Genomic DNA, 26,794 nt, shown 5'->3' with positions numbered 1-26,794 from the left:
ACGTCGAAGCCGATTGGTCAGTACTGGGGAATGGAGGTTGTTGACGCCAAAAATGTCCTCCCGGAAACAACGTTGAGAGACCAACCAGAATTCCAAAACCTCCCCACCACCATCCCCGAGGTTAAGGATTATCAGGGCTGGACACAGATGCGTTGCGACCCCGATCTCGAAGGCGAGCCCAAACAAACCAGTGGCACCCGCTGGAACGCCTTTCAGCTGGCCGTGCTCGATGGGCTCGGGCGCACCGTGGCGCGGCCGGTGACATGGCTGATCGGGGCGGCGGGATGAGCTCGGGCGCCCCGCCGACGCCCTGATCCTCAAGCACGCGCGCTACCGCCTGGCAACACCGCCACGGGTGGCGAATTGCCCCTGCAGTGCGTACAGGGCGGGTTTCAAGCCGCCGTGCTCGGCCAAAGCCGATGCTGATCGATATCGAGGCATCCCAAGCACCGCGCTTGCGATCTGCGCCCTTAGCGCTGCGCCTTGCGACGACGCGCCGCCGCCGCATGACGCCACTGTGCGGCGCGTTTGGCAGCGGCTTCGGCGGCTTTGGTTTTTGGCATCAACATGTTGCGGCCGGTGCCGGATTTCGATGCCCTGTGCGCAAGGACAGCCGCATGGATGGCCTCGACCGTCAGTTCCACCGCGGGGTGGTCATCGGCTTGCGGATAGCCCGCGAGGTCTTCGCGGATGCTGTCGACCCGTTCATCCGATGTGGCCTTCTTGGGCAGGCCGACCACCATCTTCTCGCCCTCGGCGGTGAGCACATAGCCACCGTCGACCTCAGCGATCAGACCATGCGTGGACAGGCGCCCGAAAGAATCAATCAGCTTGGGCGAGGGCGGAATCGCGCCTTCGAGAATCAGATCCAGCGCGGCGATCACACCGACCAGATCGGCCGCGCGGCGCTTGGACGCCATCAGCGTGGCCAGTAAAAGCGGGGCATCCGCATCACGAAAAATGTGCATCTGAACAACCTTTGTTTGCGCGCATGCGGCGCATTGAACATCGAAGCGCAGCGGCGCGCGGCATCAAAAAACGCCACGTTCGAACACCGCAAACCCTTCGGAAGACGCAGAGTGTAATGCTTTGCCGGGCAAAAGCCTTGCCCCAAGGCCCCTTGCAGGACAAACGGCCGGCGCGCACCGCCCAACACACGGCTTGCCAGTCCCCGCGCCGGGTCTATGCTGCAAAGACGTCATCGCAGGCACACCACCGCTTCGCCGCGACGCAATGCCTGCTCGGCCCGCACGCTAGGGCTTCAACAGGCTCCGAACGTTCCCGCGTCCTGATTGAGAGGTGTCCCATGCTGAGAACCGCCGCACTCCTCGTGCTGTCGCTGGCCTCCCTGACCGCCCTGGCGCAAGACCCCGTTGTCACCGACGGCAACCAATACAAAGTCATCCTCGAAAATGATCAGGTCCGTGTCCTCGAACACCAGGACCAACCCGGTGACTCAACCCAACAGCACCACCACCCCGCCTTCGTGCTCTACGCCGTCAGCCCCTTCAAGCGCAGCATCACCCTGCCCGACGGCAAAGTCATCCAGCGCGAGTTCAAGGCCGGCGACGTGATCTACTCCCCGGCACAAACCCATATCGGCAAAAACGTCGGCGACACCCCTACGCACGTCATCATGGTCGAACTCAAGGCGCCCGCGAAGCCATAGCCCCCGCCAGCATCGCGTCCTTTTCTGCCCGCACCGTGGGGTGGTAACAATCGGCGGGCTGGGCGCCGAGGTGACCGACACAGCCGTTGCAATCCACGCAGCGCGGGCCGGGGGTGTTGTCGTACAGGTGGCGGTAGAAATAGGGGTCGGCGATGAAGGGCCGACCGGCCGACACCGCGTCGCACAGGCCGTGCCGCAGCGCGTCTTCCATGGCGGCGCGGGTGCGGAAGCCGCCGACACAGATCACCGGAATCGTCAGCGCGGCCTTGAAGTCGGGCGTGTAGTCGAGGTTGAAGCCTTCGCGGCCCGGCCACAGCACGTTGGACGCCAGCGCGATCAACGGACGAAATACGCGCATGGCCCAACGCCGCAGCCACGGCAGGTGCGCCATGCTCCCCTGCACCATGTGGCGCAGGCAGCGGCCAAAGCTGCCGCAGACCATGGGAAAACCGGATTCGTAATGACCGACGGAAATCTCCACCGCGTCGACGCCGGCCGCCTCCATGATCTTGGCGATCTGCACCAGTTCGTGCGTTTTCAGTCCGTCGCGCAGGGGGAGTTTGTCGGCGCCATTCATCTTGAGGATGACCGGAAAATCCGCGCCGACCCGCGCGCGGATGGCGGCCAGCACCTCGCGGCCGAAGCGGGTGCGGCGTTCGAGGTTGCCGCCGTACTCGTCCTGACGGCGGTTGGTGTAGGGCGTCAGAAACTGGCTCAGCAGGTAGCCGTTGGCCGAGTGCATCTGGACGCCGTCAAAGCCGGCCTTCTGGCAGCGCTCGGCAGCGGCGGCAAAGTCGGCCACGATCTGGCGGATCTCGGCCACGCTCATCTCGCGCGGGCGGGTGCCGGTGAGCAGGTCTTTGGTGGCGGAGGCGGACACCACCTCGGTCGCACCCACAAAGTTGGGCACCACCTGGCGGCCGCAGTGATTGAGCTGGGCAAACATCCGCCCACCCTGCGCGTGCACCTCGGCCACCATGCGCGCCAGGCCGGGGATCTTGTCGTCGTCATCGGCGCCGAGCTGAAAGGGCGCGGACTTGCCCTGCCGGCTGATGTAGATATTGCCGGTGATGATCAGCGGCGTGCCACCCCGGGCGATCGGGCGGTAGAAGTCGAGCACCGCGTCGCTCACAAAACCCTCGGGCGTGGCGCGTGTTTCGGCCGTGGCGGTCTTGAACAGGCGGCCCGGCAACTCGAGCGTACCGATGCGGATCGGTGAAAACAGCCCGCGCTGATCGGTGTCCATGCGAATGTCCTCCCCGGTATCAAAACGGTGTTCAGTCACTGCGTTATAGCGCATGCGCATGACCAACACCGGCCGCCGGGTGGCGGCCGACCGGAGCGGACTTAACGCGCGATGACGGTAAAGCGCCGGCTGGGGGCGCTGCCGAGCGTACGCACCGGCTGGCTATTGCTGACCAGCTCAAGCTCCGCCGCATAGGCGCCCGCCGGCGGGTTCAGCCAGACCTGCGTGCGGCCATCCGCCAGGGTGATCACCTCGGTCTTGCCCTCGACGGTGTGCAACTTGACGCGGAAATGGCCGGTCTGCGCTTCCTTGATGTCACTGTGCGAGATGTTGAAACCGGAAGCATGCATGCCGAACAGGAAGGGCGCGGTGACACGCGCGCCTTCGCTCGGCGTCAGGATCTCGACCGACTTGGCGGCCAGCGCAGCCTTGTCGCGCCCGCTGGGCCCGCGCACTTCGATGTGCAGCACGTCGCTGTACACAAAATTGGGAATGTGCTTGTCGTCCGCAAACACCAGCCGCAGCGCGTGCTTGCCGGCCGGCAGCTCGAGCACCGCCTCCATCTGGCCCTTGCCGAAGTGCACATACTGATCGTTGAAGGGCAGCGGCTGGGTAAAGTCGAGCGGCAGTTCGCGATCGATCATCAAGTGATGATGGCCGGTATGCGACACCGGTTTACTGACCCCGGCAATGCCAATGCCCGAGAGCCCGAATTTGACGACAAAGGGGCTGTCGACCACGTCGCCGGATGTCAGGTTGGAAAAATAGGCGTTCTTCTCCAGCCGGGGCGACTCGGTCACCCAGGGGTGAACGGCTTCTGCCCCGACGGGCAGGGTACAAACGAATGCAGCCAGGGCCAGTCCATGGCGCAGCGCACTCGCGACCGGTGGCAATTGAATTGCTCTCATGGCGCGAAATCTCTAGGGGTTGGGTCGCTGAGCGTAGTGCGGCGGCGGGGTGGCGTCAATCGCGCCTTTGTCATGATTGAGCACAGCCACACGAATGCGAACCGAGGCCCCAGCAAGTGGCCGAACAAACACAAAAAACCCGGCACGCGGCCGGGTTGTCTGTTGACTCAGCGAAACCGCTCAACCAAGGAACATGCGATACGCCGGATTGGCGGTCTCGTCGGCGTATTCGTAGCCGAGCCGGTCGAGAAAGGTCTGGAAGGCGGTCTTGTCGCCGGCGGGCACCTGCATACCGACCAGCACCCGGCCGGAGTCGGAGCCGTGGTTGCGGTAATGGAAGAGCGAGATGTTCCAGTCCGAATGCAGGTTGGTGAGGAAGTTCATCAGCGCACCGGGGCGCTCGGGAAAGATGAAGCGGTAGAGGACTTCGTTGTCGGCCTGCGGGGCGTGGCCGCCAACCATGTAGCGCACATGGCTCTTGGCCATTTCGTCGTCGGTCAGGTCCATGCAGGGCAGGCCTTCGGCGACCAGGCTGGTGACCAGCGCGCGGGACTCCTCACGGTTGTGCACCGACACGCCGACAAAGATGTGCGCCTCGGCGCTGTCGGCGTAGCGGTAGTTGAATTCGGTGATGTTGCGGTTGCCCAGCAGGCTGCAGAAACGCTTGAAGGAACCGGGCTGTTCGGGAATGCTCACCGCCAGCACGGCTTCGCGCTGCTCGCCGACCTCGGCGCGCTCGGCGACGAAGCGCAGGCGGTCGAAGTTCATGTTGGCGCCCGAGGCCACCGCCACCAGCGCAGCGTCGCGCAGGCCTTCGCGCGCGGCGTAGGCCTTGGCGCCGGCCACGGCCAATGCACCAGCGGGCTCGAGGATGGAACGGGTGTCTTCGAACACGTCCTTGATGGCGGCGCAGATGGCGTCGTTGTCGACGCGGATCATCTCGTCGACATACAACTGGCACAGGCGGAAGGTTTCTTCGCCCACTTCCTTGACCGCCGCGCCGTCGGCGAACAGGCCGACCTGGTCGAGCACGACACGATGACCGGCCGCCAGCGACTGGGTCATGGCGTCGGCGTCGATCGCCTCCACGCCGATGATCTTGATCTCGGGGCGGACGCGCTTCACATAGGCCGCAATGCCGGCGATCAGCCCACCACCGCCCACGCAGCAGAAGATGGCCTCGATCGGCTTGGGGTGCTGACGCAGGATCTCCATGCCGACCGTGCCCTGACCGGCGATCACTTCGGGGTCGTCAAAGGGATGCACAAAGGTCAGCCCCTCGGCGGCTTCGAGCTCCTTGGCGTGCGTGTAGGCCTCGGAAAAACTCTCGCCGGCCAGCACCACTTCGCCACCGCGGCGACGCACCGCGTCGACCTTGATCAGCGGCGTGGTGGTCGGCATGACGATGACCGCCCGCACGCCCTTTTTCTGCGCCGACAGCGCCAGCCCCTGGGCATGGTTGCCGGCCGAGGCGCACACCAGCCCGCGCGCCAGGGCTTCGGGCGACAGTTTGCTGAGTTTGTTGTAAGCGCCGCGCAGCTTGAAGCTGAACACCGGCTGCAGGTCTTCGCGCTTGAAGTAGATGTGATTGCCGGTCCGGGCCGACAGGCTGGGGGCAAAATCGAGCGGCGTTTCAATGGCGACGTCGTACACCTGCGCGTTGAGGATGCGTTCAAGATAATCTGGGTGCGCGGTGCTCATCGTAAAAGCCTGTAACTTCAAGGGAAACGTGCACGGTAGCAGGGCATGCCGCAGCGCGGCAAGACACAATCTGCCGCCAGATCGGAGACAATCTCCTCCTCCTTGATCCGCGAGTCCTCATGGAAGTGCTCACCTGGCTCGACCCCGGCCCCGATACCGGCCTCGGTGCGGTGTTTGTCGCCAGCTTTCTGGCGGCCACCCTGCTGCCCGGCGGATCGGAGCTGGTGTTTGCCGGCTTTCTCCAATTGCATCCCGAGCTGGCCTGGCCGGCGCTGGCACTGGCCACCCTCGGCAACACCCTGGGCGGGATGACGACCTACGCCATGGCGCGGGCCATTCCGCACGGCGCCACACCGCCGCGCGCGGCCTGGATCGAGCGCCACGGTGCGCCAGTGTTGATCCTCGCCTGGGCGCCCGTTGTTGGCGACGCCCTGTGCGCCGCCGCTGGCTGGTTGCGCCTGCCCCCAGTCGCCTGCGCGGCGTGGATGGCGCTCGGCAAACTGCTGCGCTATGCGGTGATTCAGGCCGCCGCACTGTCCTGAAGACGTCAAACCGCAAGAATTAACACTTGTTTTCGCAATTCCTGCCGCGCCGTGCGATCGGTCATGCGGCAAGCCTAGCGCGCTCCGTATACTCGGTCGCCCATCTGCCTGAAAGCGAAACGATGCCCCGCGCGCTCACCTTCCTGATTGCCCTGTTTCCCTGCCTTCTCGGCCTGGGCGAGCTGCAGGCCGCGCCGTTTTCGATCGCTTTCCACTACGGCAGCACCCTCCCCGCCGACGGCTTGCGCGCGCACGACATCGTGGTGGTCGAGCCCGACCACGGCCACCAACCCGGCGCGCTCGGCCCCGACACCGACCTGTTCGCCTATGTGAGCGTCGGTGAAGTCCATCCGCAGCGCGCCTACCTGGCGGAGGTGCCCGCCGCGCTCAAGCGCAAGATCAACACCGACTGGGGTAGCGTGGTTATCGATGTCAGCCAGCCGGTCTGGGCCGAGTTCATGGCCGAGCGGATCGTCGGCCCGCTGTGGCAGCGTGGGTATCGGGGCTTCTTCCTCGACACGCTCGACGCCTACCGCCTGCTCGATGACGTCGACCCGGCCGCCGCCCAGCGCGGGCTGGAAGCGCTCATCCAGACGCTGGCCAAGCGCTACCCCGGCATCCGGCTGATCTTCAATCGCGGCTTCGAATTGCTGCCGGCCGTGCATTCGCAGGTGTTCGCCGTGGCCGCCGAGTCGGTGCATCGCGGCTGGAGCGCCGGGCAGTCGCGCTATGTGGCCGTGCCCGAGGCCGACCGCCGCTGGCTGCTCGCGCGCTTTGATGAAGTCCGCCAGCGCTACGGCCTGCCAGTGATCGGCATCGACTACCTGCCCGCCTCCGCGCTCGACGAAGCGCGCACACTGGCGCGCCGCATGCTGGCCGAGGAGATCATCCCGTGGATTGCCGAGCCCTCGCTCACCACCCTGGGCACTGGCGCCAACGAGGCCCTGCCGCGCCGGGTGCTGGTGGTGTATGACGCGAACGAAGCCAGCGCCATCAACTACACCAATGCCCACCGCTACATCGAGATGCCGCTCAACTACCTCGGTTACGTGGCCGACTATGTGACACCCGACGACGCACTGCCCGAGCGTCTCGACCCGCGCATCCATGCCGGCATCGTGACCTGGATGACCGGCGGCATCAAACGCGGCGAACGCCTGCACCACTGGCTGCAGACGCAGATCGACGCCGGCACCAAAGTGGCGATCTTCGACGACTTCGGCTTCGAGCTCGGCCACAGCGCCGCCGCCCGACTCGGGCTGCGCCTCGCGCTGCCACCGACCGCCCCGCTGACACTCAGCCAGAGCGACCCGCTCATCGGCTTCGAAATGCCGCCGCGCCCCCGTGCCGGCACTCTGCTTCCAATCACCGCCCCCGGCGGCATTCCGCTGGCCACGCTGACCGACACCAATGGCCAGACTTACCACCCCGCCGCCATCATGCCCTGGGGCGGCTATCTGCTCGACGCCTTTGCGGTGGTCGAACTTCCCGGCGTCGAAGGCCAGAGTCGCTGGGGCGCCGACCCCTTCGCTTTCCTGCAGCGCGCCTTGCGCCTGCCCGCGCGTCCGGTGCCCGACCCCACCACCGCCAGCGGCCGCCGGCTGCTGATGGTGCACATCGATGGGGATGGCTTCCCGTCGCTGGGCGAATTTCCCGGCTCACCGCTGGCCGCGCAGGTACTGCTCGACGACGTGCTCAAGCGCTATCGAATCCCGCACGCCATGTCGGTCATCGAGGCCGAAGTCAGCCCCCAGGGGCTCTACCCGGCGCTGGCCACGCGACTCGAAGGCATCGCCCGCCAGATGTTCGCCCTGGCGCATGTCGAGATCGCCAGCCACACCTATTCGCACCCCTTCAAGTGGCGCAAGGTGTTCGACGCACGCGACGACGACCGCGCCGCCGACTACCACCTCGACATCCCCGGCTACACCCCCAGCCCCGAGCGCGAGATCCTCGGCTCCATCGACTACATCCGCAGCCGCCTCGCCCCGGCCGGCAAACCCGTGCGCCTGCTGCTGTGGAGCGGCAACGCCGCACCCGACGCCGACACCCTCAAACTGATCACCGATCACAATCTGCTCGACATGAATGGCGGCAACACCACCATGAGCCGGCGTCGGCCCACCGTGGCCGCGGTGTCACCCATCGGCGTGCATCAAGGCCCCTACTTCCAGCCCTACGCCCCGGTGATGAACGAGAACGTGTACACCAGCGACTGGACCGGCCCTTTCTACGGCTTTCGCGATGTCATCGACACCTTCAAGATGACCGGCGAGCCACGCCGCCTCAAACCGATCAACATCTACTACCACACCTATTCCGCCAGCAAGGTCGCCGCCCTCAAGGCCCTGCACACCGTGTACGACTGGGCGCTCGCGCAGCCCACGCAGCCGGTGTTTCCGAGCGACTACATCGCCATGGCGCACAACTTCAATACCCTGAGCCTCGCCCGCGCACTCGACGACCCCGACACCCTGCACATCCGCAACGCCGATGCGCTGCACAACCTGCGCCTGCCGCCCGATTTTGCCGCCATCGATCTGGCCAACAGCCCCGGCCTGGCCGGCACAACCAGCGGACCCGACGGCCGCTTTGCCACCCTGGCCAGCTCACGCGCCAGCCTGCGCACTGGCGCTACCGCAGCCGACATCCCCAGTTTCGTCTCCGCCAACGGCCGCCTCACCCACTGGCAGGGTCACCCCAAAGGCATTGATTTTGCCTTGAAGGCACATACCCCCCTGTCCTTCACGCTGTCTCACCCCAGCGACTGCCGCCTGCAGACAGGGCGAGGCCCTGTCGTCGCCTCCGGGCGCAGCGGGCTGAAACACCACTATCACCTTGACGGCACCAATGCCACATTCACCCTCCGCTGCCCCGGCTGAACGACCCCGTGTCGTGTCGCTACGTGCGCTGGTGATCTTCGGCGCGCTGGCCACCGCCGGCATGGTGCTGCTGTTTCCGTATGAGACCCTGGTCAAGGCCTCACTCGGCGCCCGTCAGGGCGACGTGCTGGCCGCCGCCTACCTGCACAATCTGCTGCGCACCGAAACCGACAACGCGCAGATGCGCTTTGCCCTCGCCGCCCAACACGACGCCCGCCGCGACTACCCCGCCGCCCGCCAGGCTATCGCACCGCTACTCGGCCACCCCGACCCGGCCATCGACCGCCGCGCCCGGTGGCTCGACTGGCGCTTCACCGTCGACGACGCCCCTGACGCGCGCACGCCGCTCGCGCTCAACCTCCAGCAACGCCACATCCTGCGCACCCTCGCCGGCGATCCCGCCCTGTCCACCGCCGACCGGCTCAGCCTGATCACCTACGCTGCCCAGCACACACAGACCGAGATCGCCACCCACGCCATCGACGCCCTGCATGCCAACGCCGACATCGATGCCGACGCCGCACAGACACTCGCCGACACGCTGCGACGCGACGCCCACCCGCACCTGGCCGCCCGCGCCTACCTGCTCGCCCGCGACCGCAGCGAAGGGCTCGCCGCGCAACGCCAATACTTCCTCGCCGCCCTGCGCACACTGCAAGCCATCAGCGACTTTCCGGCCGCACTGGCCATCGCCAACCAGGCACTCGGCGCGCTCGCCGACGACGCCCCCACGCTCACCTTTCTCATCGGGCTCGCCCGCGCCGCCAACCGGCCCGACCGCGCCGCTGACTACGCCCGTCGCCTGATCCGCCTCAGCCTGCGCGAGCAGCTCGACGGCAGCTTCCGCCTCGTCGCCCTGAGCAGCAATGCCGACCCCGCCCTGCCCTTCGACGACGCCCGCTACCGCCTCGCCTACGACACCTTCCTCGGCGCCGGTGCGCTCGAAGACGCCTATGTGCTCAGCCTCTCCGCCGTGCGCCAGGCCCCCGACAGCGCCGACTGGCGCCGTCGCCTCGCCCAGGCAGCCGAATGGCATGGCAAGCCGGCCGACGCGCTGGCCCAGTGGTATCACCTCGCCCGCAACGACCACACCGACGCCTGGGCCCAGGTGCTTCGCCTCGCCCCCGGCCTGTTCGAGCACCGCATGCTGCTCGACGCCCATCAATTCCAGTTGCGCCAGCGCCCACGAGACACCGCCCAACTGCGCGACATCGCCGCGCTGTATGAGCGCCTCGGCGAGCCCGACGCCGGCATCGCCTATCTGCAAGCGCACACCACGCGCCACCCCTCCGATGCTGGCTTCGACGCGCTCGCCACCCTCGCCGAGCGCGCCGGCCAAGGCGCCATCGCCGACGCCGCGCTGGTCATGTGGGCACAGCACGCCGGCGCCTCCACCGCGCTCAGCCTGCGCCGTGCGGTCGGGCTGATCCCCCGTGGCCAGCTTGAAGCCGCCCTGGCCGCACTTGACGCGACACGCACCCAAGCGCCGGACGATGCGACCGACTACTGGCAACTGCGCGCTTCGCTCGCCGGCCTGCTGCAAGACCGCGATGCGCAACGCGACGCCCTGAGCCGGCTCGTACCCCAGCCCACGGCCCGGCCCGACGACTTCGCCGACCTGATCGAACTCCTGCGCCGGACCCACCCCGACCAGGCTGCCCGCCTGGCCGCCCAAGCCTGGGAGCGCCTCGGCACGCCCGACTGGCTGCTGCGCAGCCTCGATCTGCACCTGTCCACTCGCAACTACGCCGCCATGGGCACGCTCATCCGCGCCCTCGACGACGCGCCACGCACGGCGCTCGAGCGCAACGCCAGCTTCCTGCGTCTGCGCGGGCAATGGCATCAGGGCCTCGGTGAATTCGACGCCGCGCGCGACGACTTCGAAGCCGCGCTGGCCCACGACCCGGCCAACACCGCCGCCCGCGCCTCGCTGCTGTGGCTGCTGATCGACGGCGGCAAGGCCGACACCCTCACCGCCCTGCTCGCCCGCCACGAAACCCGCTGGGCCCGCGACACCGACCTGCATGACGCCCTGGCCGCGGCCAACGCACTGCTGTCTCGCCCACAGCGCGCGCTCGACCGTTATCTGCTGCCGCGCGCCGGCGCCAATCGCGACGACTTCCTGTGGATGATGGGTCTGGCAGACACGCTGGAACAGGCCGGCGAGATCGACCGCGCCTGGCATCTGCGCGAACAGCAGTGGCAGCAACGGCCACGCACTGCACCGACCGACCAGAGCGCCGACTTGGCCCGACGCGCCGCGGAGGTCCGCCTGGCCCGCCAGCAACGCCCCGGCGACGCCAGCGACCAGTTGCTGCGCGCACTGATGCGCCAGGACGGCGACGCCGACCCGCTCGACACCCCGCTGCTGCGCGATGTGGCCATGAGCTGGCTGCTCGACCAGGGCGACATCGACGGCGCCCGCGGCTTTTTGTGGGAGCGCTACGCCCGCGCCCTGACCCGCCCGCTGTGGGCCGAAGCCGCGGTCGCACTGGCCAGTGACGAGCGCGCCACGCTGGCCGAGATCCTCGCCCGCCGCGACACGGCCCTGCCCGCCGCCCAGCGCGGCGAAATCGCCGACCGCCTCGGCCGGCCGGAGGTGGCCGCCAGCGTCACCCATGCCGCCGCCAACGACCAGCGCCACAACGACGCGCTACATTTGCAACTAAGCGAGGTACTGCTCGACCAGGCCCACCGTCTGCGCCTGGACGCCGCCGCACACAAGCTCGACGCCTTCAAAGAGCGAGCCCAGCACGCCGAACTGCGCCTGCGCCTCGCCCCCCGGCTCAAGCTCAGCCTCACCCTGGGCAGCATCCAGCGTCGCCTCAATGGCAGCGGCGCACTCGCCGCCGCGCCCAACGAGCGCCAGGCCAGCGTCGAAGTGGCGTGGACCACCGACGCCGGCCTCACCCGCCTTGGCGTCGCCCGCCGTCGCGGCCTGACCGACACCACCCCCGTCTGGCTGGGGCATGACCTCACCCTCGACCAGCGCTGGGCCTTCGCGCTCGAGGCCGGCACGCAACTGCCCGCCAACGAAAGCGCCGCGCTGCGCGTGGCCGGCATGAAGGACGAACTGCTCGCCAGCGCCGCCTACGGCCTCAGCTCGCGCGAGCGCATTGCCGCCCAATGGGCGCACAGCCGCTACAGCAGCCAGCACGGGCTGGCGCTGGGTCGCGCCGATCGCTGGCAACTCGACTACACCCACCGCCTGACCCGCGGCCGGCCCGAAATCGAAGCCGGCGTGTATGTCGGCGGCTATCGCTTTCGCGCCGACATCGGCAACGACACCGGCGACCGCGCGGCGCTGGCGTCAATCCTGCCCGGCGGCCTCGCCCCGCTGCTGCCCGACAGCTACCAGTTTCGCGGCGCGCGAATGACGGTCAACAACCGCCAGCGCCATGGCCTCCAGCGCGCCCTGGTGCCCTACGCCACGCTCGATCTCAACCATGTAAGCGGCCGCGGCTATGGCTACGGGGTGGAGTTCGGCCTGAGCGGCCGGGTCTTCGGCGCCGATCAGCTGCTTCTCGGCGTGCAACACGACAAGGGCGGCGAAGGCGAGACCGGCCGCAGTTCCACCCTGTTTCTCGACTATCAACTGTTCTTCTGAGCCCACGGGATCGACATGAAAACCTTGCTTGCCCACCCTGTCCTGCGCCTGATGTGCCTCATCACCGTCCTTAGCGGCTGCGCCGTGACCGACCGTGTGCCCGATCGGAGCGCCACGCCCGACGCCCGCTGGGCCGTGCTCACACTGGAAAACGCCACCACCACCCCCATGGCCGGCGCCCGCGCTGAAGCGGTGGCCCGCGCCCTGCTGCATACGCTGGGCGTCAAGGAGGTGGTACGCCCGCCGGCACCGGCGCGCGACGCCTTGTTCGATCCGGCCCCGGCCGCCGACACCGAGGCGGCCCTCGCCTGGGCGCGCAGCGCCGGCGTGCGCTATGTGCTCACCGGCACGGTGGACGAATGGCAATACAAGGTCGGCGTCGATGGCGAGCCGGCGGTGGGTCTGGCGCTGCACATCATTGATGTCGAAGACGGCAGCACCGTCTGGAGCGGCGTCGGCGCGCGCACCGGCTGGGGCCGCGATTCGCTGGCCGCCGTGGCACAAACCCTGATCAAGTCACTGCTCGCACCCGTCGTCCGCTAAGTCGTCGCATGCCTTTCCGACACTTGCTCGCACCCCGCCAATTAACAAGCTCCGCCCTGGCAGAGACCGTCGTCCTGCCCCTGCTGCTGCTCGCGTCGGCGTGGTGGCTCAACCCGGCCGACCCGCTGTTTGCCTGGGCCAGCTTCCCCTGGCCGGTGCTCGGCCCGATGTTGCTGGCACTGCGCTACGGCCCGATGCTGGGCGTCATCGGCAGCATCGTGCTGCTCGTCGGCTGGCTGGGCCTGACCGGCACCGGCAAGGTCAGCGCGGCCACCCCGCAGCTGTATTTTCTGGGCACGCTGGTGCTGGTGATGGTCTGTGGCGAATTCGCCTCGATCTGGCGCACTCGCGTGCGCCGCGCCGAAACCCATGCCCGCTATGTGCAGGAACGGCTCGACCACCTGACCCGCCAACACTACCTGCTGCGCGTCTCGCACGACCGCCTGGAGCAAGACCTGATCAGCCGGCCGGTGTCGATGCGCGACGCACTCACCGGCCTGCGTGAGTTGCTCGGCACCGACACCGCCGGCCCCCTGCCCGGCGCCGACGCCCTGCTCAAGCTGCTGGCCCAGTTCTGCCAGGTCGAGCGCGCCGCGCTGTATCCGATGGATGCCACCGACACCCCCGCCGGCCAGCTCGGCGCACCCTTCGCCTTCGCGCCGAACGACCCCCTGGTGCTGGCCGCCGCCACTGAAAATGGGTTGTGCCATGTCGCCAGCGATGCGCTGCCCGAACACCACGGCAGCCAGTATCTGGTGGTCAGCCGCCTGCGCGATCTGCGCGGGACAGACCACGGCGTGCTGGTGGTCGAATCAATGCCCTTTTTCGCGCTGAACGAAGACAGCTTGCAGATCCTCAATCTGCTGGTCGGCTACTACGCCGACAGCCTCGCCAGCCGCGACATCATCCGCCCGGTGCTCGCCGTCGCGCCGGCCTGCCCGCCCGACTTCGCCCTCGAGTTGAAACGCATGTGGCATGTCACCCGCGATAGCGGCTTGCCCAGCGCCGTGGTGGTGCTGACCTACGGCAGCCGCCCGGTGCTCGACGACCTGCCCCTGCAATGGCACCGCCTGCAACGCACGCTGGATGTCACCTGGCATACCCGCGAGGACGACCGCAACGCCTTGCTGGTGCTCATGCCGCTGGCCGGCGCCGCGGCCATCGAGGGCTATCTCGACCGCCTCGACGCCTGGCTCACCCAGCACCTGGGCGTGCCGCCGGGCGAATTCGGCATCGCCTTGCATGCCTACCGGCTCGACGCCACACCGGCCACCGAGTTGCTGTCCACCCTGCTTGAGGATTGCCATGTTCGCCCTGCTCAGCGGCGTATCAGCACTGCTGCTTGAAGGGTTGGCGATGTGGCTGCTCGGCACTGCCGAGCACCTCGCACACCCCCTGGCCGTCTTTTTGCTGGCCCACCTGACTGCCAGCGCCCTGCTCGCGCTGAGCGCGCTGGCCCTCATGCCCGCGCTCACCGCCCGCTCAGGGCGCGCCAGCGGACTGTTGATGTTTTCCCTGTCGGCCTTCATCCCCTTGCTGGGTTTTGCCGGCATCGTGGCCGGCTTGTGGATCGGCCGCTATCGCCTGGCGATACGCCGGCCGCGCGGGCTGCGCACACTCGAGCTCCCCGCGCTCGATCCGCATCAACGCGAGCGCAGCGGCTTTCACCAGACCGGTGTCAGTGGCTTTTTGCGCAACCCGCGGGTGCCCACGCCGCAACGCCTCAAAGCGCTCGTCGCACTCCAGCACGTGCCCGGCCGCGTCGCCAGCCCGCTACTGCGCGATCTGCTCGGCGACGACAGCGAAGACCTGCGTCTGCTCGCTTACGGCATGCTCGACCGCAAGGAGAAAACACTCAACGCCCAGATCCAGGCTGAACGCCAGCGGCTCGCCAGCGCGCGCAACCCCATCGCCCTGGCGCTCGCCCACACCCGGCTGGCCGGTTTGTATTGGGAATTGATTTACCAGCAACTGGCGCAGGGCGACCTGCGCACCCATGCCGCCGAGGCGGGGCTGCATCACGCCCGCGAAGCGCTCGCGCTGCGACCGAGCGGCGCGGGGCTCTACCTGCGCTGTGGGCAATGTTTGCTGGCGCTAGGCAACACGACAGAGGCCGAGGTGGCCTTCGAGGCAGCGCGCGCGGCCGGCCTGCCCGATCACCGCGTCCTGCCCCATCTGGCAGAGCTGGCCTTCTTGCGACGCGATTTCACCGCAGTCCGACGCCTGCTCGCACCGCTGGCCAGCTGGCGCGGCATGATGGGCGTGCAGAAGGTGGCGCAATTCTGGAGTCCCCGATGAGCGCCACTCCCACCGCCACTGAAGCCGATGTGGCGCTGCTGCTCGAAGGCACCTACCCGTTTGTGTCGGGCGGGGTGTCCTCGTGGATGCATCAGATCCTGCTGGCCCATCCCGATGTGCGCTTTGCGCTGGTGTTTCTCGGCAGCCGCCGCGACGACTACCCGGCCATGCGCTACGAGTTGCCGGCCAATGTGGTGCATCTGGAAACCCATTTCCTGCACGACAGCCTGGCCGAGGCACCCAATGCGCCGCGCCCACGCACCGGCAACGCCGCCGCCTTTGCCGACATCGACGCCCTGCACACGGCCTTTCGCGGCGGTGCGGCCGTGTCGCCCAAACTGATGCACGCCGCCTGCGCCCACATCAAGCCAGGCGGCGCCATCCCGGAGCACGACTTCCGCCACGCCGAGGCGGCCTGGCAGCGCATTACCCACCACTACCGCAAGCACTGCTCCGACCCCAGTTTTGTCGACTATTTCTGGTCGGTGCGCATCATGCACCAGCCGCTGTGGCAGCTCGCGCGCATTGCCGACCAGCTCATCCCGGTGCGGGCCTACCACAGCATCTCAACCGGCTATGCCGGCTTTCTCGGCGCGCTACTGGCCCAGGCCACCGGGCGCCCGCTGATCCTCACCGAGCACGGCATCTACACCAAGGAACGCAAGATCGACCTGTTTCAGAGTGAGTGGATCAACGACAACCGCAACGCCTTCCAGCGCGACCCGACCGAGCTGTCCTACTTCCGCCAGCTGTGGATCCGCTTCTTCGAGTGGATGGGCCGGCTGAGCTACGACGCCGCCGACCCGATCATCTCGCTGTACGAAACCAACCGCCGCCGGCAAATCGCCGATGGTGCGGCCGCCGAGCGCACGCAGGTGATTCCCAACGGCGTGGCGATCGCCCGACTGGCACCGCTGCGCGCGCAACGCGTCGACGAGATCCCGCCCGTGCTGTGCCTGATCGGCCGGGTGGTGCCGATCAAGGACGTGAAGAACTTCATCCGCGCCATGCGCACGGTCATCACCCGCCTGCCCGGGGCCGAAGCCTGGATCGCCGGCCCGCTGGACGAAGACCCGGCCTATGTGGCCGAGTGCCGCCAACTGATCGACAGCCTCGACCTGGGCGACAAAGTGCGCCTGCTCGGCATGCAACGCATCGACGCGCTGCTGCCCAGGATCGGCCTGGTGGTACTCAGTTCCATCTCCGAAGCGCTACCGCTGGTGGTGCTCGAAGGCTTCGCCGCTGGCGTGCCCTGCATCAGCACCGACGTCGGCGCCTGCCGGCAACTGATCGAAGGTGGCGACGCCGAGGACCGCGCCTTTGGCCACGCCGGTGCCGTGGTCGGCATCGCCGACCCGCAAGCCCTCGCCGACGCCGCGCTCGACCTGCTCGGCCACCCCGAACGCTGGCGCGCCGCCCGCGACGCCGGCATCCGCCGGGTCGAAGCGCGCTACAGTGACGCCCTGATGTTCCAACGCTACCGCGCCGTCTACGACCGCGCGCTAGCCCCCTCACTCACCAAGGAGCGCCAATCATGAGCCTGACCCGTTACGGCACCACCACCCGCTACTCCGACATCGTGGTGCACAACCAGACGCTATACACCGTCGAAGTGCCCGCCAGCATCGACACCAACATCGAAACCCAGACCAGCGAGATCCTCGGCAGCATCGACCGCCTTCTGGCCCAGGCCGGCAGCGACAAATCGCGCATCCTGATGGCCACCATCTACCTCGTCGACATGGACGACTACACCGGCATGAACGCCGTGTGGGACGCCTGGCTGGCCGAGGGGACCGCCCCTTGCCGCGCTTGCGTGCAGGTGGCCGGGCTGGCGCAGGCTGGCTGGCGCGTCGAGATCGCGCTGACCGCCGCGGTGGACTGAGGGGTAATTCGTGGCCGGCATCGGTTTCGAGCTGCGCAAGCTCTTGCGCAAGGACAGCCTGCTCGGGCTGGTGCAGGCCTATGCCTATGCCGGGGTGATCGGTTCGGGGCCGTGGGTGCTGTCGATTGTCGGCATCCTGGCCATCGGCCTGCTCAGCGCCTCGCTGGGCGCCTCATCCCATGGCGTCACGCAGTTTCAGGTGTCGGTCACCTGGCTGATCGCCAGCTCACTGATTCTCACCGGCGGCGTGCAGCTGGCCTTTACGCGCTATGTGTCCGACCGCTTGTTCGAGCACAAGCACGACACCGTGCTACCCAATCTGCACGGCGTGCTGTGTCTGGTGCTGATGGCAGCGGGCACGCTGGCCACGGTGCTCGCTTTTACCGCCTTCGCCGGCGAGAACGTGCTCTACCGCTTGCTGATGATCGCCGGCTTCACGCAGCTGTGCGCCATCTGGGTGCTGACCATCTTTCTGTCCGGGCTCAAGCGCTACCGCGCCATTCTGGCGATGTACGCGCTCGGCTACGGCATCACCGTGGGCGCCGCGCTGCTGGCGCGCAACTGGGCACTCGAAGGCCTGCTCGCCGGCTTCGTGCTCGGCCACTTCGCGCTCCTGTGCGGCATGTGGTGGCTGACGGTGCGCAGCTTCAGCGCCACCGAGGCGGTGCGTTTCGACTTTCTGAAACCGCAAAACCGTTACCCCAGCCTGCTGATCATCGGCGTGCTCTACAACCTCGCGGTGTGGGCCGACAAACTGGTGTTCTGGTTCTACCCCGACACCTCGGCCGCCATCATCGGCCCGCTGCGCGCCTCGGTCATCTACGACTTGCCGGTGTTCATGGCCTATTTGTTCATCATCCCCGGCATGGCGGTGTTTCTGGTGCGCATCGAGACCGACTTCGTGGACTACCACGAGCGCTTCTACACCGCCGTGCGCGAGGGCGGCAGCCTGGAGACCATCGAATCGATGCGCGACGAGATGGTGCTCGCCATCCGTCAGGGCTTTGCCGAAATCGGCAAGATCCAGACCCTCGCCCTGCTCGCCGCCATCATCGTCGGCCCCAGCGTGCTCGCCGCGCTGGGTATCTCGGCGCTCTACCTGCCGCTCTTCCACATCCAGACACTCGGCGCCAGCTTGCAGGTCGGCCTGCTGGCGCTGCTCAACGTGTTCTTCTACCTCGACCAGCGCGCGCTGGTGCTGCGCCTGTGCGCGCTGCTGTGCGTCAGCAACCTCGCCCTCACCGCGCTGTCGCTCCAGCTCGGCGCCGCCTTCTATGGCTACGGCTACGCCGCCGCCGTGCTGCTGACCCTGCTCTACGGCCTGTTCGCGCTCGACCGCAAACTGCACCGGCTGGAGTACGAAACCTTCATGCTGCGTTAGCCACGCACGCGGGCCACAGCTTGGAGTAAATTAGTCCATCGGACCTCAGGGCGCCGACATGACTTCACCGACCGTGCTCACCCCCGCGCTGGCCGACTTCGTGACCAGCCACCTGTCGATCCATCTCGCCGCCAGCGACGATCGAGGCTTTGCCACGCTGGTGCGCGGCCTGGGCTGCCGTCGCGACCCCACGGCCGCCGGCCGCTTGCGAATGCTGGTTGCCGCGCCACAGGCCGAGCCGGTGCTGCGCGCCCTGGCCACCAACGGCCGGATCGCCGTGGTGTTCAGCGAACCGGAAAGCCACCGCACCGTCCAGCTCAAGGGGCATGACGCCCACCGGGTTGAGCGCGACCCCGACGATACCGCGCTACTGGCGCCTTACATCGACACCATGGTCAACCGCCTCGCCACCGTCGGCACCCCCGAAGCCTTCGTGCGCGCCCTGCTGCATTGCCCCACCGAGGCGCTTTGCATTGTCCGCTTCACGCCGGATGAGGTCTTCGGCCAGACTCCCGGCCCCCAGGCCGGGCAGCGTCTGGCCACCGGCTGCGCCCTGCCATGAATACCGTGCTGAATCTCGACTCCCTGCGTAGCTGCCTCGAGGGCATCCTGCCAGCCGGGCTGGCCACCTGCGCACCCGACGGCACGCCCAACGTCACCTATGTGTCGCAGCTGATGTATGTCGACCCGGAGCATGTCGCGCTGTCTTTCCAGTTCTTCAACAAGACGCGCGAGAACATCCTGGCCAATCCGCACGCCACGGTGCTGATGATGGATCCGGACACCGCCGCCCGCTACCGGCTGAGCATCCGCTACCTGCGCACCGAAACCGCCGGCCCGCTGTTCGAACGCATGAAGGCCACGCTGGCCGGCATCGCCTCGCACACCGGCATGGCCGGCGTGTTCCGGCTGCGTGGCGCCGATATTTACCGGGTACTGGCGATCGAGGCCGTGCCCGGCCACAGCCTGCCACCGCCAGTCGCGCGCGCGCCGCTGTTGCCGGCACTGCGCCGCAGTGTCGACGCGCTGGCCGGCTGCCGCAGTCTGGAGCACCTGATCGACACCCTGGCGCAGTGCCTCGAGCGCCATTTCGGCATCACGCACCAGATGCTGCTGATGGCCGACGCCACCCGTCCGCGCCTGTACATCGTCGCCAGCCGCGGCTACGCCAGCTCCGGCGCCGGCGCCGAGATCCCCTACGGGGTCGGCGTGATTGGCGTGGCGGCGCGCGAGCAAACCCCCATCCGCATCATCTTCCCGGCCGCTGAATACGCCTACGGTCGGGCCATCCGCGAGCAGCTCGAAGGCGGCGAGCTGGCCGACCGGCTCGAAGCGAGCATCCCCCTGCCCGGCCTGCCCGACCCATCCAGCCAACTCGCCGTGCCGGTGCGCGCCGGCGACCGGCTGATGGCCGTGCTGTATGTCGAGAGCGACCAGCAATACCGTTTCGACTACGACATGGAAGACGCGCTGGTCGCCCTGTGCGCCATGCTCGGGCCGTGCATGTGCGCGCTGCAATTCGAGGCCCTCGAGGACGACGGCACGCCGGCCGTGCCGGCACGCCCGCCGCCCGACGCCGCCGCTCCGCCGCTGCGGGTGCGCTACTTCGCGCAGGACGGCAGCATCTTTCTCGACGACACCTACCTGATCAAGGGCGTGGCCGGCAGCATCCTGTGGGCGCTGCTGCAGGACCACCAGACGCTGGGCCGCTGCGAGTTCTCCAAGCGCGAACTGCGCCTCGACCCCCGCCTGCGCCTGCCCGAGGTGGCCGACAACCTCGACGCCCGGCTGATCCTGCTCAGCCGCCGGCTGGCCGACCGCGAGGCCGACCTGCGCATCGAGAAGGCCGGCCGCGGCCGCATCCGCCTGGCGCTGGCGCGGCCGGTCAGCCTGATCGCCGGGGGCGTTCAGGCCGCCTGAGGCAGCGCCGCCGTCAGCTGCGCCGCCGCCGCGTCCCCCAGGCGCGCCCGCAGTGCCGCCAGCAGATCGTCGAAAGCGGCCGCCGGCAGCCGGCTGCGCAAGGGCGCGAGCAGCGCGATGCGCTCGGCCGGGCGCATCGCCGGCACCATCCACGCCAGCGCCAGGCGCATGTCCGCCGGCGTCAGCCGGGCATGGATGCGCCCGTGCAATGCGGCGATCTGCGCATCGCTCAGGCCCGCCCACAGCACCTCGTTATGCTCGGTTTCCTCCTCATACATGTGCAGCAGGCTCTCGCCGACAAAGGCGGCCAACTGCCGGTACAACCGCGCCGCGGCGTGGACCCGCGCCGGCCCGGTACTGCTGCGCAACTCATCGCCCAGATGCCCCAGCAAGCGCAGGCTCGCCTCGTGTTCGGCGTGGGCGTCGGCCGCCCGCCGGGCGCTGCCCGGCTGCAAGGCCTCGAGCGTCGGGTGAATCACCCGGTCCTCATGCGCCAGGTGGTCGCGACAAAAGCCGATCAGCACCTGCAGCGCGGCGAGCGCCTCGGCCACCGCCGCGTCATCGTCGGTATCGAGACGCCCGAGTTCGGTCAGCACCTCACCCATGAACAGGCGCAGCCCCTTGTGGATGCCGGCGTAGAGATCATGGCGCTCGGCGGTCGTCGGCTGTAGGAATCGCATGTGCATTGCCTCTCTCCTGTGCGCAACTCAACGCGTAGCGCTCACCACCGTGGTCGGCGGCTGCGGTACGAACACGAAATGCGGGGTCGGGATCGGCGCGCCCGGCCGCACGGCCTGCGGCGCCGCCAGCCCGGCCGGGCCGAGCGCGCGCAGATAGGCGTAGATGGCGTTCAAATCCTCGTCGGTCATGGCCTTCAGGGCCGGCCACGGCATCGGAGGCAGGCCGCCGGCACGGGCACGCCCCCGCCATTCCTCCGCGCTCTGGCGGCTGACCGACAGGCGCAGGTTGGCCGGATAGCTCACGCCCCACGGGCCGCTGAAGCCGACAGCCATGCCGGTCAGCCGCTGAGCCTCGGGCACCGCCCCGCCCGACTCGGCAAACCCGGCGGTGTGGCAGCCGTTGCAGTCGGCCACCGCGACAAGATAGCGCCCGCGCGCCACCGGATCGGCCGGCGCGGCCAGGGCCGGCAGGCTGGCGCCGACAGCCGCGGCAAGGACCACTTTCGCAAACAGTTTCATGCTGGACTCCATCGATTGATTCGAGAGGCCAGCTTACGAAGCCGCCCGGCGCGCCGCTCTTAAGAGTTGCATCAGCAAAGCTTCAAAATTTGCTAAACACGCACGCGCCGCCGGGAACAGGAGGCCAGGCCATGATCGCCGGGCAGATAAGCGCCGAAAATCAAAGCCTTGTTGCGCTCAGGGTTTTTCATTGGGGCTGCATGGTGCACCGCAGTTCGATAGAATGCATCGTTTCCCCCAACGCAACCGCAAGACACGCCGATGACCCAGCGCCTGCGAGAGATCCCCTATAACTACACCTCCTTCTCCGACCGCGAGATCGTGATCCGCCTGCTCGGCGAAGAGAGCTGGCAGGTGCTCGACGCCTTGCGCAGCGAGCGTGTCACCGGCCGCTCGGCCCGCATGCTCTACGAGGTACTCGGCGACATCTGGGTGGTGCAACGCAACCCCTACCTGATGGACGACCTGCTCGGCAACCGCGACCGGCGCGGCGCCTTGGTGGGGGCCCTGCGTCACCGCCTGAACGAGATCGACAAGCGACGCCTCGATTCGCAGTCCGAAGATCAGGACCGCAGCGAGAAGGTCGAACTGCTGGTGCGCGCGGCACGCGAGGCGGTCGCCCAGTTTGAGTTGCAGTTCGAAGAAACCATTGACCTGCGCCGCCAGGCCACCCGGGTGCTGACGCGTCACACCCGCAAGGACAACATCTGCTTTGACGGCCATGCGCGCGTCTCGCATGTGACCGACGCCACCGACTGGCGAGTCGAGTACCCCTTCGTGGTGCTCTACCCCGACACCGAGGCCGAAATCGGCCATCTGGTGCGTGACTGTATCGAACTCGGTCTGACCATCATCCCGCGTGGGGGTGGCACCGGCTACACCGGCGGCGCCGTGCCGCTCGATGCGCGCTCGGTGGTCATCAACACCGAAAAGCTGATCGACATCGGCAAGGTCGAAGAGACCGTGCTGCCGGGCCTGGATGGCCCGATGGCCGAACCCTACGCCACCATCCGCACCAGCGCCGGCGTGGTCACCGCGCGCGTGGCCGAAGCGGCCAGTGCGGCTGGCCGGGTGTTTGCGGTCGACCCGACCTCCGCCTCCGCATCGTGTATTGGCGGCAACGTGGCGATGAACGCCGGCGGCAAGAAGGCCGTGCTGTGGGGCACCGCGCTCGACAACCTGGCGTGGTGGAAAATGGTCACGCCGGACGGCAACTGGCTGGAGGTCGAGCGCCTCGACCACAACTTCGGCAAGATCCACGAGCAGGACGTGGTGCACTTCCGCCTCAAGCGCTTCGACGCCTCGGGCACCAAGTCGCTGGGCGAAGAGCTGCTGTCCATGCCCGGCGCGGCCTGTCGCAAGGACGGCCTGGGCAAGGACGTGACGGACAAGTTCCTCGGTGGCGTGCCGGGCGTGCAGAAAGAAGGCACCGACGGCATCATCGTCGCGGCGCGCTGGGTGCTGCACAAGATGCCGCCGGTCACGCGCACGGTGTGTCTGGAATTCTTCGGCCAGGTGCGCGAGGCGGTACCGGCCATCGTCGAGATCACCGATTACTTCAAGCCGGGCGGCGAAGGCCACGCCCTGGGCGTGCAGCTGGCCGGCCTCGAGCACCTCGACGAGCGCTATGTGAAGGCCGTCGGCTACACCACCAAGGCCAAGCGCCACGGCCGGCCCAAGATGGTCCTGGTCGGCGACATCGTCGGTCTGGACGAAAAGGCCGTGATGACGGCCACCTCGGCCGTCGTCCGCATGACCAACGCGCGTGGCTCGGAGGGCTTCATCGCGGTCAGCGACGAGCAGCGCAAGAAGTTCTGGCTCGACCGCTCACGCACCGCGGCCATCTCGCGCCACACCAACGCCTTCAAGATCAACGAAGACGTGGTCATCCCGCTGCCGCGCATGGGCGACTACTGCGACCACATCGAACGCATCAACATCGAGCTGTCGACCAAAAACAAGCTCGAGCTGTGCGACGCGCTGACCGACACGCTGCTGAGCGAGCTGCCGCTGCACACGCAGGACGCCGACATCGACCCGGCCGAGATCATCGGCGATCGCCGCCAGGCCGCGCTCGACTACGTCTCCCGCATCCGCGCGCGCTGGCAGTGGCTGCTCGACAACCTCGACACCCCGCTGGCCGAGGCCGAAACCCGCTTTGCCGAGTTCGGCATCACCGCCGGCGAGCTGACCAACACCGCCGCCAATCCGGTGCTCTTCCACCGCCTGCAGGACTACTCGGTGCGCACCTCGTGGAAGACCGAGCTGCGCGCGCGCCTGATCAAGATTTTTGAAGGCGACGTGTTCCGCCCGGTACGCGAGAAGGTCGACGCCACCCACGCCCAGGTGCTGCGCGGCCGGCTGTTCGTGGCCCTGCACATGCACGCCGGTGACGGCAATGTGCACACCAACATCCCGGTCAACTCCGACAACTACGCCATGCTGCAGACCGCCAACGAGACGGTGGACCGCATCATGGCCATCGCCCGCGCGCTCGACGGCGTGATCTCCGGCGAGCACGGTATCGGCATCACCAAACTCGACTTCCTCACCGACGCGGAGATGGCCAACTACTGGACCTACAAGCAAAAGGTCGATCCGGAAGGCCGCTTCAACCGCGGCAAACTGCAGCGCGGCGCCAACCTCGACCGCGCCTACACCCCCAGCTTCGGGCTGATGGGCCACGAATCGCTGATCATGGAACAGACCGAGATCGGCGAGATCGCCCACGACATCAAGGACTGCCTGCGCTGCGGCAAGTGCAAGCCGGTGTGCTCCACGCATGTGCCACGCGCCAACCTGATGTACTCGCCGCGCAACAAGATCCTGTCCACCTCGCTGCTGGTCGAAGCCTTCCTGTACGAGGAGCAGACCCGCCGCGGCGTGTCGCTGGCGCACTGGGCCGAGTTCGAAGACGTGGCCGATCACTGCACCATCTGCCACAAGTGCAAGAACCCCTGTCCGGTCGACATCGACTTCGGCGATGTGTCGATCAAGATGCGCAACCTGCTGCGCAACCAGGGCAAGAAGTCCTTCAACCCCGGCAAGGCCGCGGCCATGGCCTTCCTCACCGTCAAGGACCCGGCTACGATCAAGCTGATGCGCAAGGGCATGATCGAATGGGGCTACAAGGCGCAGCGCTGGGCGCACAAGACCGCCAAGTCGCTCGGCCTGATCCAGTCGCAGGTCAAGCAACCGCCGGCCACGCTGCGCAAGGCGCCGATCAAGGCGCAGGTGATTCACTTCATCAACAAGCCCATGCCGGGCAACCTGCCCAAGCGCACCAGCCGCGCGCTGATGGACATCGAGGACGACAAGGTCATCCCCGTCATCCGCAATCCCAAGCTACGCAGCGACGAATCCGAAGCGGTGTTCTACTTCCCCGGCTGCGGCTCCGAACGCCTGTTCAGCCAGGTCGGCCTGGCCACCCAGGCCATGCTCTACCATGTCGGTGCCACCACCGTGCTGCCGCCGGGCTACCTGTGCTGCGGCTATCCGCAGACCGCGGCGGGCGAAGAAGACAAGGGCCAGAAGATCACCACCGATAACCGGGTGCTCTTCCACCGCGTCGCCAACACGCTCAACTACCTCGACATCAAGACGGTGGTGGTGTCCTGCGGCACCTGCATGGATCAGCTGATGAAATATCAGTTCGACAAGATCTTCCCCGGCTGCCGCCTGATCGACATCCATGAATACCTGATGGAAAAAGGCGTCAAGCTGGAGGGCATCACCGGTCAGAAGTACATGTACCACGAGCCCTGCCACACGCCGATGAAGATCCATTCGGGCATCAAGGTGGCCAACGAGCTGATGGGCACGCGCGTCGACCTCAACGACCGCTGCTGCGGCGAGTCGGGCACGCTGGCGGTCGCCCGGCCGGACATCTCCACCCAGGTGCGCTTCCGCAAGCAGGAAGAAATGGAGCAAGGCGCCGCCGCGCTGCGCGAGGGCGACGCCAGCACACCGGTGAAGATCCTCACCTCCTGCCCGAGCTGTCTGCAGGGCCTGACGCGTTACGCCAACGACGGTGGCGGCATCGAGGCCGACTACATCGTGGTCGAGATCGCCAAGCACCTGCTCGGCGACAACTGGCTACCCGAATATGTCGACCGCGCCAACCATGGCGGCATCGAGCGGGTGCTACTGTAAGTCATGGCTGATCGCAGCCGGGCGCGCCCTGCCCGGCTGCGATCAGGAGTGAATCAGCTTGCCGAGCAGCCAGCGCAGCATCTGCGCGCGGGTGGCGCTGGGTTCGCTCACACCCTGAACAAAGCTCCCGCCCATTTGTTCGATCTGCCGGTCGCTCATCCAGAACACGGAATTCCACTGCAGCGGATTCAGATCCGGGTCGCGGTTATAGAACACCGAACCCTGCGCAAGCTGCCAGCCCTCAAGACGCTGGTCGCCCGACGGTAACACCTGCCGTCCGGTCGGCTGGCCATAGCGCTCGATCAAGCGCTTCTCCATGGCGGCATGCCACCACCACGGCACATCGACCTTCATGCTCGCCAGCTTGCCGTCGCGCAAGAAAAAGGCGACAAAGTGCGCGCCGTAGCCATCGAAACGCTTCGCGTAGTTGTAGCAGACCCGATCGCCCAGGTTCTGGATGTCGGCCGGCGCCGACTGGCAGCGCAGTTCCAGTTCGGGGAATCGGCGCAGCACCCCGGCCTCAGTCAAGCTGCCGGACAGCGTATTCAGGTCGAGCGAGAACGACGCCGTGCCCCGGCGCCAGCTCGCTACGTTGTCCAGAAACAGGTTCTTGTTCACCAGCAGGAACACCGAAATCCCCAGCAGAACCAGCAAGACCAGCAACCGAACACCGCCGGACGCGTTTGATGTCGCTGCCATTGCGACCTCCCCAAAAAACCCAAGAATATACCCCAGGCATTTGTACGAATGCCACATGGATTCATTCCGCTCACCTTCCGCACCCTCGCCCCGGAATCGTATTTGACGCCGACGCGCAGCCACCTATTCTGAAATTCGGGGCTGGCGTGCTGTCGAATAACG

The 26,794-nt window shown here is 67.4% G+C and carries 21 protein-coding genes; 14 read left to right on the top strand and 7 right to left on the bottom strand.

Annotated features, from left to right (window positions below):
* On the top strand, positions 1–288 hold a 288-nt coding region (locus FHP91_RS19775), incomplete at its 5' end, for a hypothetical protein (RefSeq protein ID WP_222105267.1).
* Between the two features lie 182 nt (positions 289–470).
* Here the strand turns inward: FHP91_RS19775 and FHP91_RS19770 are convergent.
* Complete coding sequence (locus FHP91_RS19770) at positions 471–968, bottom strand: hypothetical protein (RefSeq protein WP_144311225.1); 498 nt, start codon at positions 966–968, stop codon at positions 471–473.
* A gap of 338 nt (positions 969–1,306) precedes the next feature.
* Here FHP91_RS19770 and FHP91_RS19765 point away from each other — a divergent pair, with 338 nt between their 5' ends.
* Positions 1,307–1,669 carry a hypothetical protein gene (locus tag FHP91_RS19765; protein WP_222105266.1) on the top strand — a complete coding sequence of 121 codons (363 nt, stop codon included), beginning with the start codon at positions 1,307–1,309 and terminating at the stop codon, positions 1,667–1,669.
* On the opposite strand, the gene FHP91_RS19760 is transcribed toward FHP91_RS19765, so the two are convergent.
* The 3 genes from FHP91_RS19760 to ilvA form a co-directional block, all read right to left on the bottom strand.
* Complete coding sequence (locus tag FHP91_RS19760) at positions 1,647–2,915, bottom strand: oxidoreductase (protein ID WP_144311224.1); 1,269 nt, start codon at positions 2,913–2,915, stop codon at positions 1,647–1,649. The two genes, FHP91_RS19765 and FHP91_RS19760, sit on opposite strands and share 23 nt — an antisense overlap.
* A gap of 101 nt (positions 2,916–3,016) precedes the next feature.
* Positions 3,017–3,823 carry a DUF4399 domain-containing protein gene (locus FHP91_RS19755; RefSeq protein WP_222105265.1) on the bottom strand — a complete coding sequence of 269 codons (807 nt, stop codon included), beginning with the start codon at positions 3,821–3,823 and terminating at the stop codon, positions 3,017–3,019.
* Between the two features lie 180 nt (positions 3,824–4,003).
* On the bottom strand, positions 4,004–5,524 hold the full coding sequence (gene ilvA / locus FHP91_RS19750) for a threonine ammonia-lyase, biosynthetic (RefSeq protein WP_144311223.1): 1,521 nt from the start codon (positions 5,522–5,524) through the stop codon (positions 4,004–4,006).
* A 119-nt stretch (positions 5,525–5,643) separates the two neighbouring features.
* Between ilvA and FHP91_RS19745 the strand changes: the two genes are divergently transcribed.
* The 11 genes from FHP91_RS19745 (at position 5,644) to FHP91_RS19695 (ending at position 20,582) form a co-directional block, all read left to right on the top strand.
* Positions 5,644–6,066 (top strand): YqaA family protein, encoded by a 423-nt coding sequence (locus tag FHP91_RS19745; protein ID WP_144311222.1) that lies wholly within the window; start codon positions 5,644–5,646, stop codon positions 6,064–6,066.
* 122 nt (positions 6,067–6,188) lie between these two features.
* A complete protein-coding gene (locus tag FHP91_RS19740) occupies positions 6,189–8,948 on the top strand; it encodes a bifunctional glycoside hydrolase 114/ polysaccharide deacetylase family protein (RefSeq protein WP_144311221.1) in 2,760 nt (919 codons plus the stop codon).
* A gap of 13 nt (positions 8,949–8,961) precedes the next feature.
* Positions 8,962–12,555 (top strand): tetratricopeptide repeat protein, encoded by a 3,594-nt coding sequence (locus FHP91_RS19735; RefSeq protein WP_186301648.1) that lies wholly within the window; start codon positions 8,962–8,964, stop codon positions 12,553–12,555.
* 15 nt (positions 12,556–12,570) lie between these two features.
* Complete coding sequence (locus FHP91_RS19730) at positions 12,571–13,098, top strand: penicillin-binding protein activator LpoB (protein ID WP_144311219.1); 528 nt, start codon at positions 12,571–12,573, stop codon at positions 13,096–13,098.
* An 8-nt stretch (positions 13,099–13,106) separates the two neighbouring features.
* Positions 13,107–14,444 (top strand): PelD GGDEF domain-containing protein, encoded by a 1,338-nt coding sequence (locus tag FHP91_RS19725; RefSeq protein WP_144311218.1) that lies wholly within the window; start codon positions 13,107–13,109, stop codon positions 14,442–14,444.
* The gene (locus tag FHP91_RS19720) at positions 14,404–15,396 is read left to right on the top strand and encodes a hypothetical protein (RefSeq protein WP_144311217.1); all 993 of its coding nucleotides are present in this window, start codon (positions 14,404–14,406) and stop codon (positions 15,394–15,396) included. Before FHP91_RS19725 ends, FHP91_RS19720 begins: the two co-directional genes overlap by 41 nt.
* Positions 15,393–16,934 carry a GT4 family glycosyltransferase PelF gene (gene pelF, locus FHP91_RS19715; protein WP_144311216.1) on the top strand — a complete coding sequence of 514 codons (1,542 nt, stop codon included), beginning with the start codon at positions 15,393–15,395 and terminating at the stop codon, positions 16,932–16,934. Before FHP91_RS19720 ends, pelF begins: the two co-directional genes overlap by 4 nt.
* On the top strand, positions 16,931–17,281 hold the full coding sequence (locus FHP91_RS19710) for a RidA family protein (RefSeq protein WP_313791164.1): 351 nt from the start codon (positions 16,931–16,933) through the stop codon (positions 17,279–17,281). Before pelF ends, FHP91_RS19710 begins: the two co-directional genes overlap by 4 nt.
* Before the next feature lie 10 nt (positions 17,282–17,291).
* Positions 17,292–18,662, top strand: coding sequence for an exopolysaccharide Pel transporter PelG (pelG, locus tag FHP91_RS19705; RefSeq protein WP_144311214.1), 1,371 nt, complete (start codon positions 17,292–17,294; stop codon positions 18,660–18,662).
* Positions 18,663–18,720: 58 nt separating this feature from the next.
* The gene (locus tag FHP91_RS19700; RefSeq protein WP_144311213.1) at positions 18,721–19,224 is read left to right on the top strand and encodes a hypothetical protein; all 504 of its coding nucleotides are present in this window, start codon (positions 18,721–18,723) and stop codon (positions 19,222–19,224) included.
* The gene (locus FHP91_RS19695; protein ID WP_144311212.1) at positions 19,221–20,582 is read left to right on the top strand and encodes a pyridoxamine 5'-phosphate oxidase family protein; all 1,362 of its coding nucleotides are present in this window, start codon (positions 19,221–19,223) and stop codon (positions 20,580–20,582) included. Before FHP91_RS19700 ends, FHP91_RS19695 begins: the two co-directional genes overlap by 4 nt.
* Here FHP91_RS19695 and FHP91_RS19690 read toward each other — a convergent pair.
* Together FHP91_RS19690 and FHP91_RS19685 are read right to left on the bottom strand one after the other, a co-directional pair.
* Positions 20,570–21,268 carry a hemerythrin domain-containing protein gene (locus FHP91_RS19690; RefSeq protein WP_144311211.1) on the bottom strand — a complete coding sequence of 233 codons (699 nt, stop codon included), beginning with the start codon at positions 21,266–21,268 and terminating at the stop codon, positions 20,570–20,572. The genes FHP91_RS19695 and FHP91_RS19690 overlap by 13 nt on opposite strands.
* A gap of 21 nt (positions 21,269–21,289) precedes the next feature.
* Positions 21,290–21,781: a c-type cytochrome gene (locus FHP91_RS19685; RefSeq protein WP_222105264.1), complete on the bottom strand. Its 492-nt coding sequence runs from the start codon at positions 21,779–21,781 to the stop codon at positions 21,290–21,292.
* A gap of 261 nt (positions 21,782–22,042) precedes the next feature.
* On the opposite strand from FHP91_RS19685, the gene FHP91_RS19680 reads away from it, so the two are divergent.
* Complete coding sequence (locus tag FHP91_RS19680) at positions 22,043–25,933, top strand: DUF3683 domain-containing protein (protein ID WP_144311209.1); 3,891 nt, start codon at positions 22,043–22,045, stop codon at positions 25,931–25,933.
* Between the two features lie 42 nt (positions 25,934–25,975).
* On the opposite strand, the gene FHP91_RS19675 is transcribed toward FHP91_RS19680, so the two are convergent.
* Positions 25,976–26,632, bottom strand: coding sequence for a hypothetical protein (locus FHP91_RS19675; protein WP_144311208.1), 657 nt, complete (start codon positions 26,630–26,632; stop codon positions 25,976–25,978).
* Positions 26,633–26,794: the final 162 nt, after the last annotated feature.

This window comes from Denitromonas halophila, assembly GCF_007625155.1.
Lineage (GTDB): Bacteria > Pseudomonadota > Gammaproteobacteria > Burkholderiales > Rhodocyclaceae > Nitrogeniibacter > Nitrogeniibacter halophilus.
The sequence above is the reverse complement of the archived record's forward strand: the minus strand, read 5'-3'. Positions and strand labels throughout refer to the sequence as shown.

What these genes read in the sequence shown, in the direction of transcription:
- ilvA (WP_144311223.1), bottom strand. Translation starts at nt 5,524, where the DNA reads ATGAGCACCGCGCACCCAGATTATCTTGAACGCATCCTCAACGCGCAG.
- pelF (WP_144311216.1), top strand. Translation starts at nt 15,393, where the DNA reads ATGAGCGCCACTCCCACCGCCACTGAAGCCGATGTGGCGCTGCTGCTC.
- FHP91_RS19770 (WP_144311225.1), bottom strand. Translation starts at nt 968, where the DNA reads ATGCACATTTTTCGTGATGCGGATGCCCCGCTTTTACTGGCCACGCTG.
- FHP91_RS19745 (WP_144311222.1), top strand. Translation starts at nt 5,644, where the DNA reads ATGGAAGTGCTCACCTGGCTCGACCCCGGCCCCGATACCGGCCTCGGT.
- FHP91_RS19765 (WP_222105266.1), top strand. Translation starts at nt 1,307, where the DNA reads ATGCTGAGAACCGCCGCACTCCTCGTGCTGTCGCTGGCCTCCCTGACC.
- FHP91_RS19740 (WP_144311221.1), top strand. Translation starts at nt 6,189, where the DNA reads ATGCCCCGCGCGCTCACCTTCCTGATTGCCCTGTTTCCCTGCCTTCTC.
- FHP91_RS19695 (WP_144311212.1), top strand. Translation starts at nt 19,221, where the DNA reads ATGAATACCGTGCTGAATCTCGACTCCCTGCGTAGCTGCCTCGAGGGC.
- FHP91_RS19700 (WP_144311213.1), top strand. Translation starts at nt 18,721, where the DNA reads ATGACTTCACCGACCGTGCTCACCCCCGCGCTGGCCGACTTCGTGACC.
- FHP91_RS19710 (WP_313791164.1), top strand. Translation starts at nt 16,931, where the DNA reads ATGAGCCTGACCCGTTACGGCACCACCACCCGCTACTCCGACATCGTG.
- FHP91_RS19730 (WP_144311219.1), top strand. Translation starts at nt 12,571, where the DNA reads ATGAAAACCTTGCTTGCCCACCCTGTCCTGCGCCTGATGTGCCTCATC.
- FHP91_RS19755 (WP_222105265.1), bottom strand. Translation starts at nt 3,823, where the DNA reads ATGAGAGCAATTCAATTGCCACCGGTCGCGAGTGCGCTGCGCCATGGA.
- FHP91_RS19690 (WP_144311211.1), bottom strand. Translation starts at nt 21,268, where the DNA reads ATGCACATGCGATTCCTACAGCCGACGACCGCCGAGCGCCATGATCTC.
- FHP91_RS19680 (WP_144311209.1), top strand. Translation starts at nt 22,043, where the DNA reads ATGACCCAGCGCCTGCGAGAGATCCCCTATAACTACACCTCCTTCTCC.
- FHP91_RS19675 (WP_144311208.1), bottom strand. Translation starts at nt 26,632, where the DNA reads ATGGCAGCGACATCAAACGCGTCCGGCGGTGTTCGGTTGCTGGTCTTG.
- FHP91_RS19725 (WP_144311218.1), top strand. Translation starts at nt 13,107, where the DNA reads ATGCCTTTCCGACACTTGCTCGCACCCCGCCAATTAACAAGCTCCGCC.
- FHP91_RS19720 (WP_144311217.1), top strand. Translation starts at nt 14,404, where the DNA reads ATGTTCGCCCTGCTCAGCGGCGTATCAGCACTGCTGCTTGAAGGGTTG.
- FHP91_RS19760 (WP_144311224.1), bottom strand. Translation starts at nt 2,915, where the DNA reads ATGGACACCGATCAGCGCGGGCTGTTTTCACCGATCCGCATCGGTACG.
- FHP91_RS19685 (WP_222105264.1), bottom strand. Translation starts at nt 21,781, where the DNA reads ATGAAACTGTTTGCGAAAGTGGTCCTTGCCGCGGCTGTCGGCGCCAGC.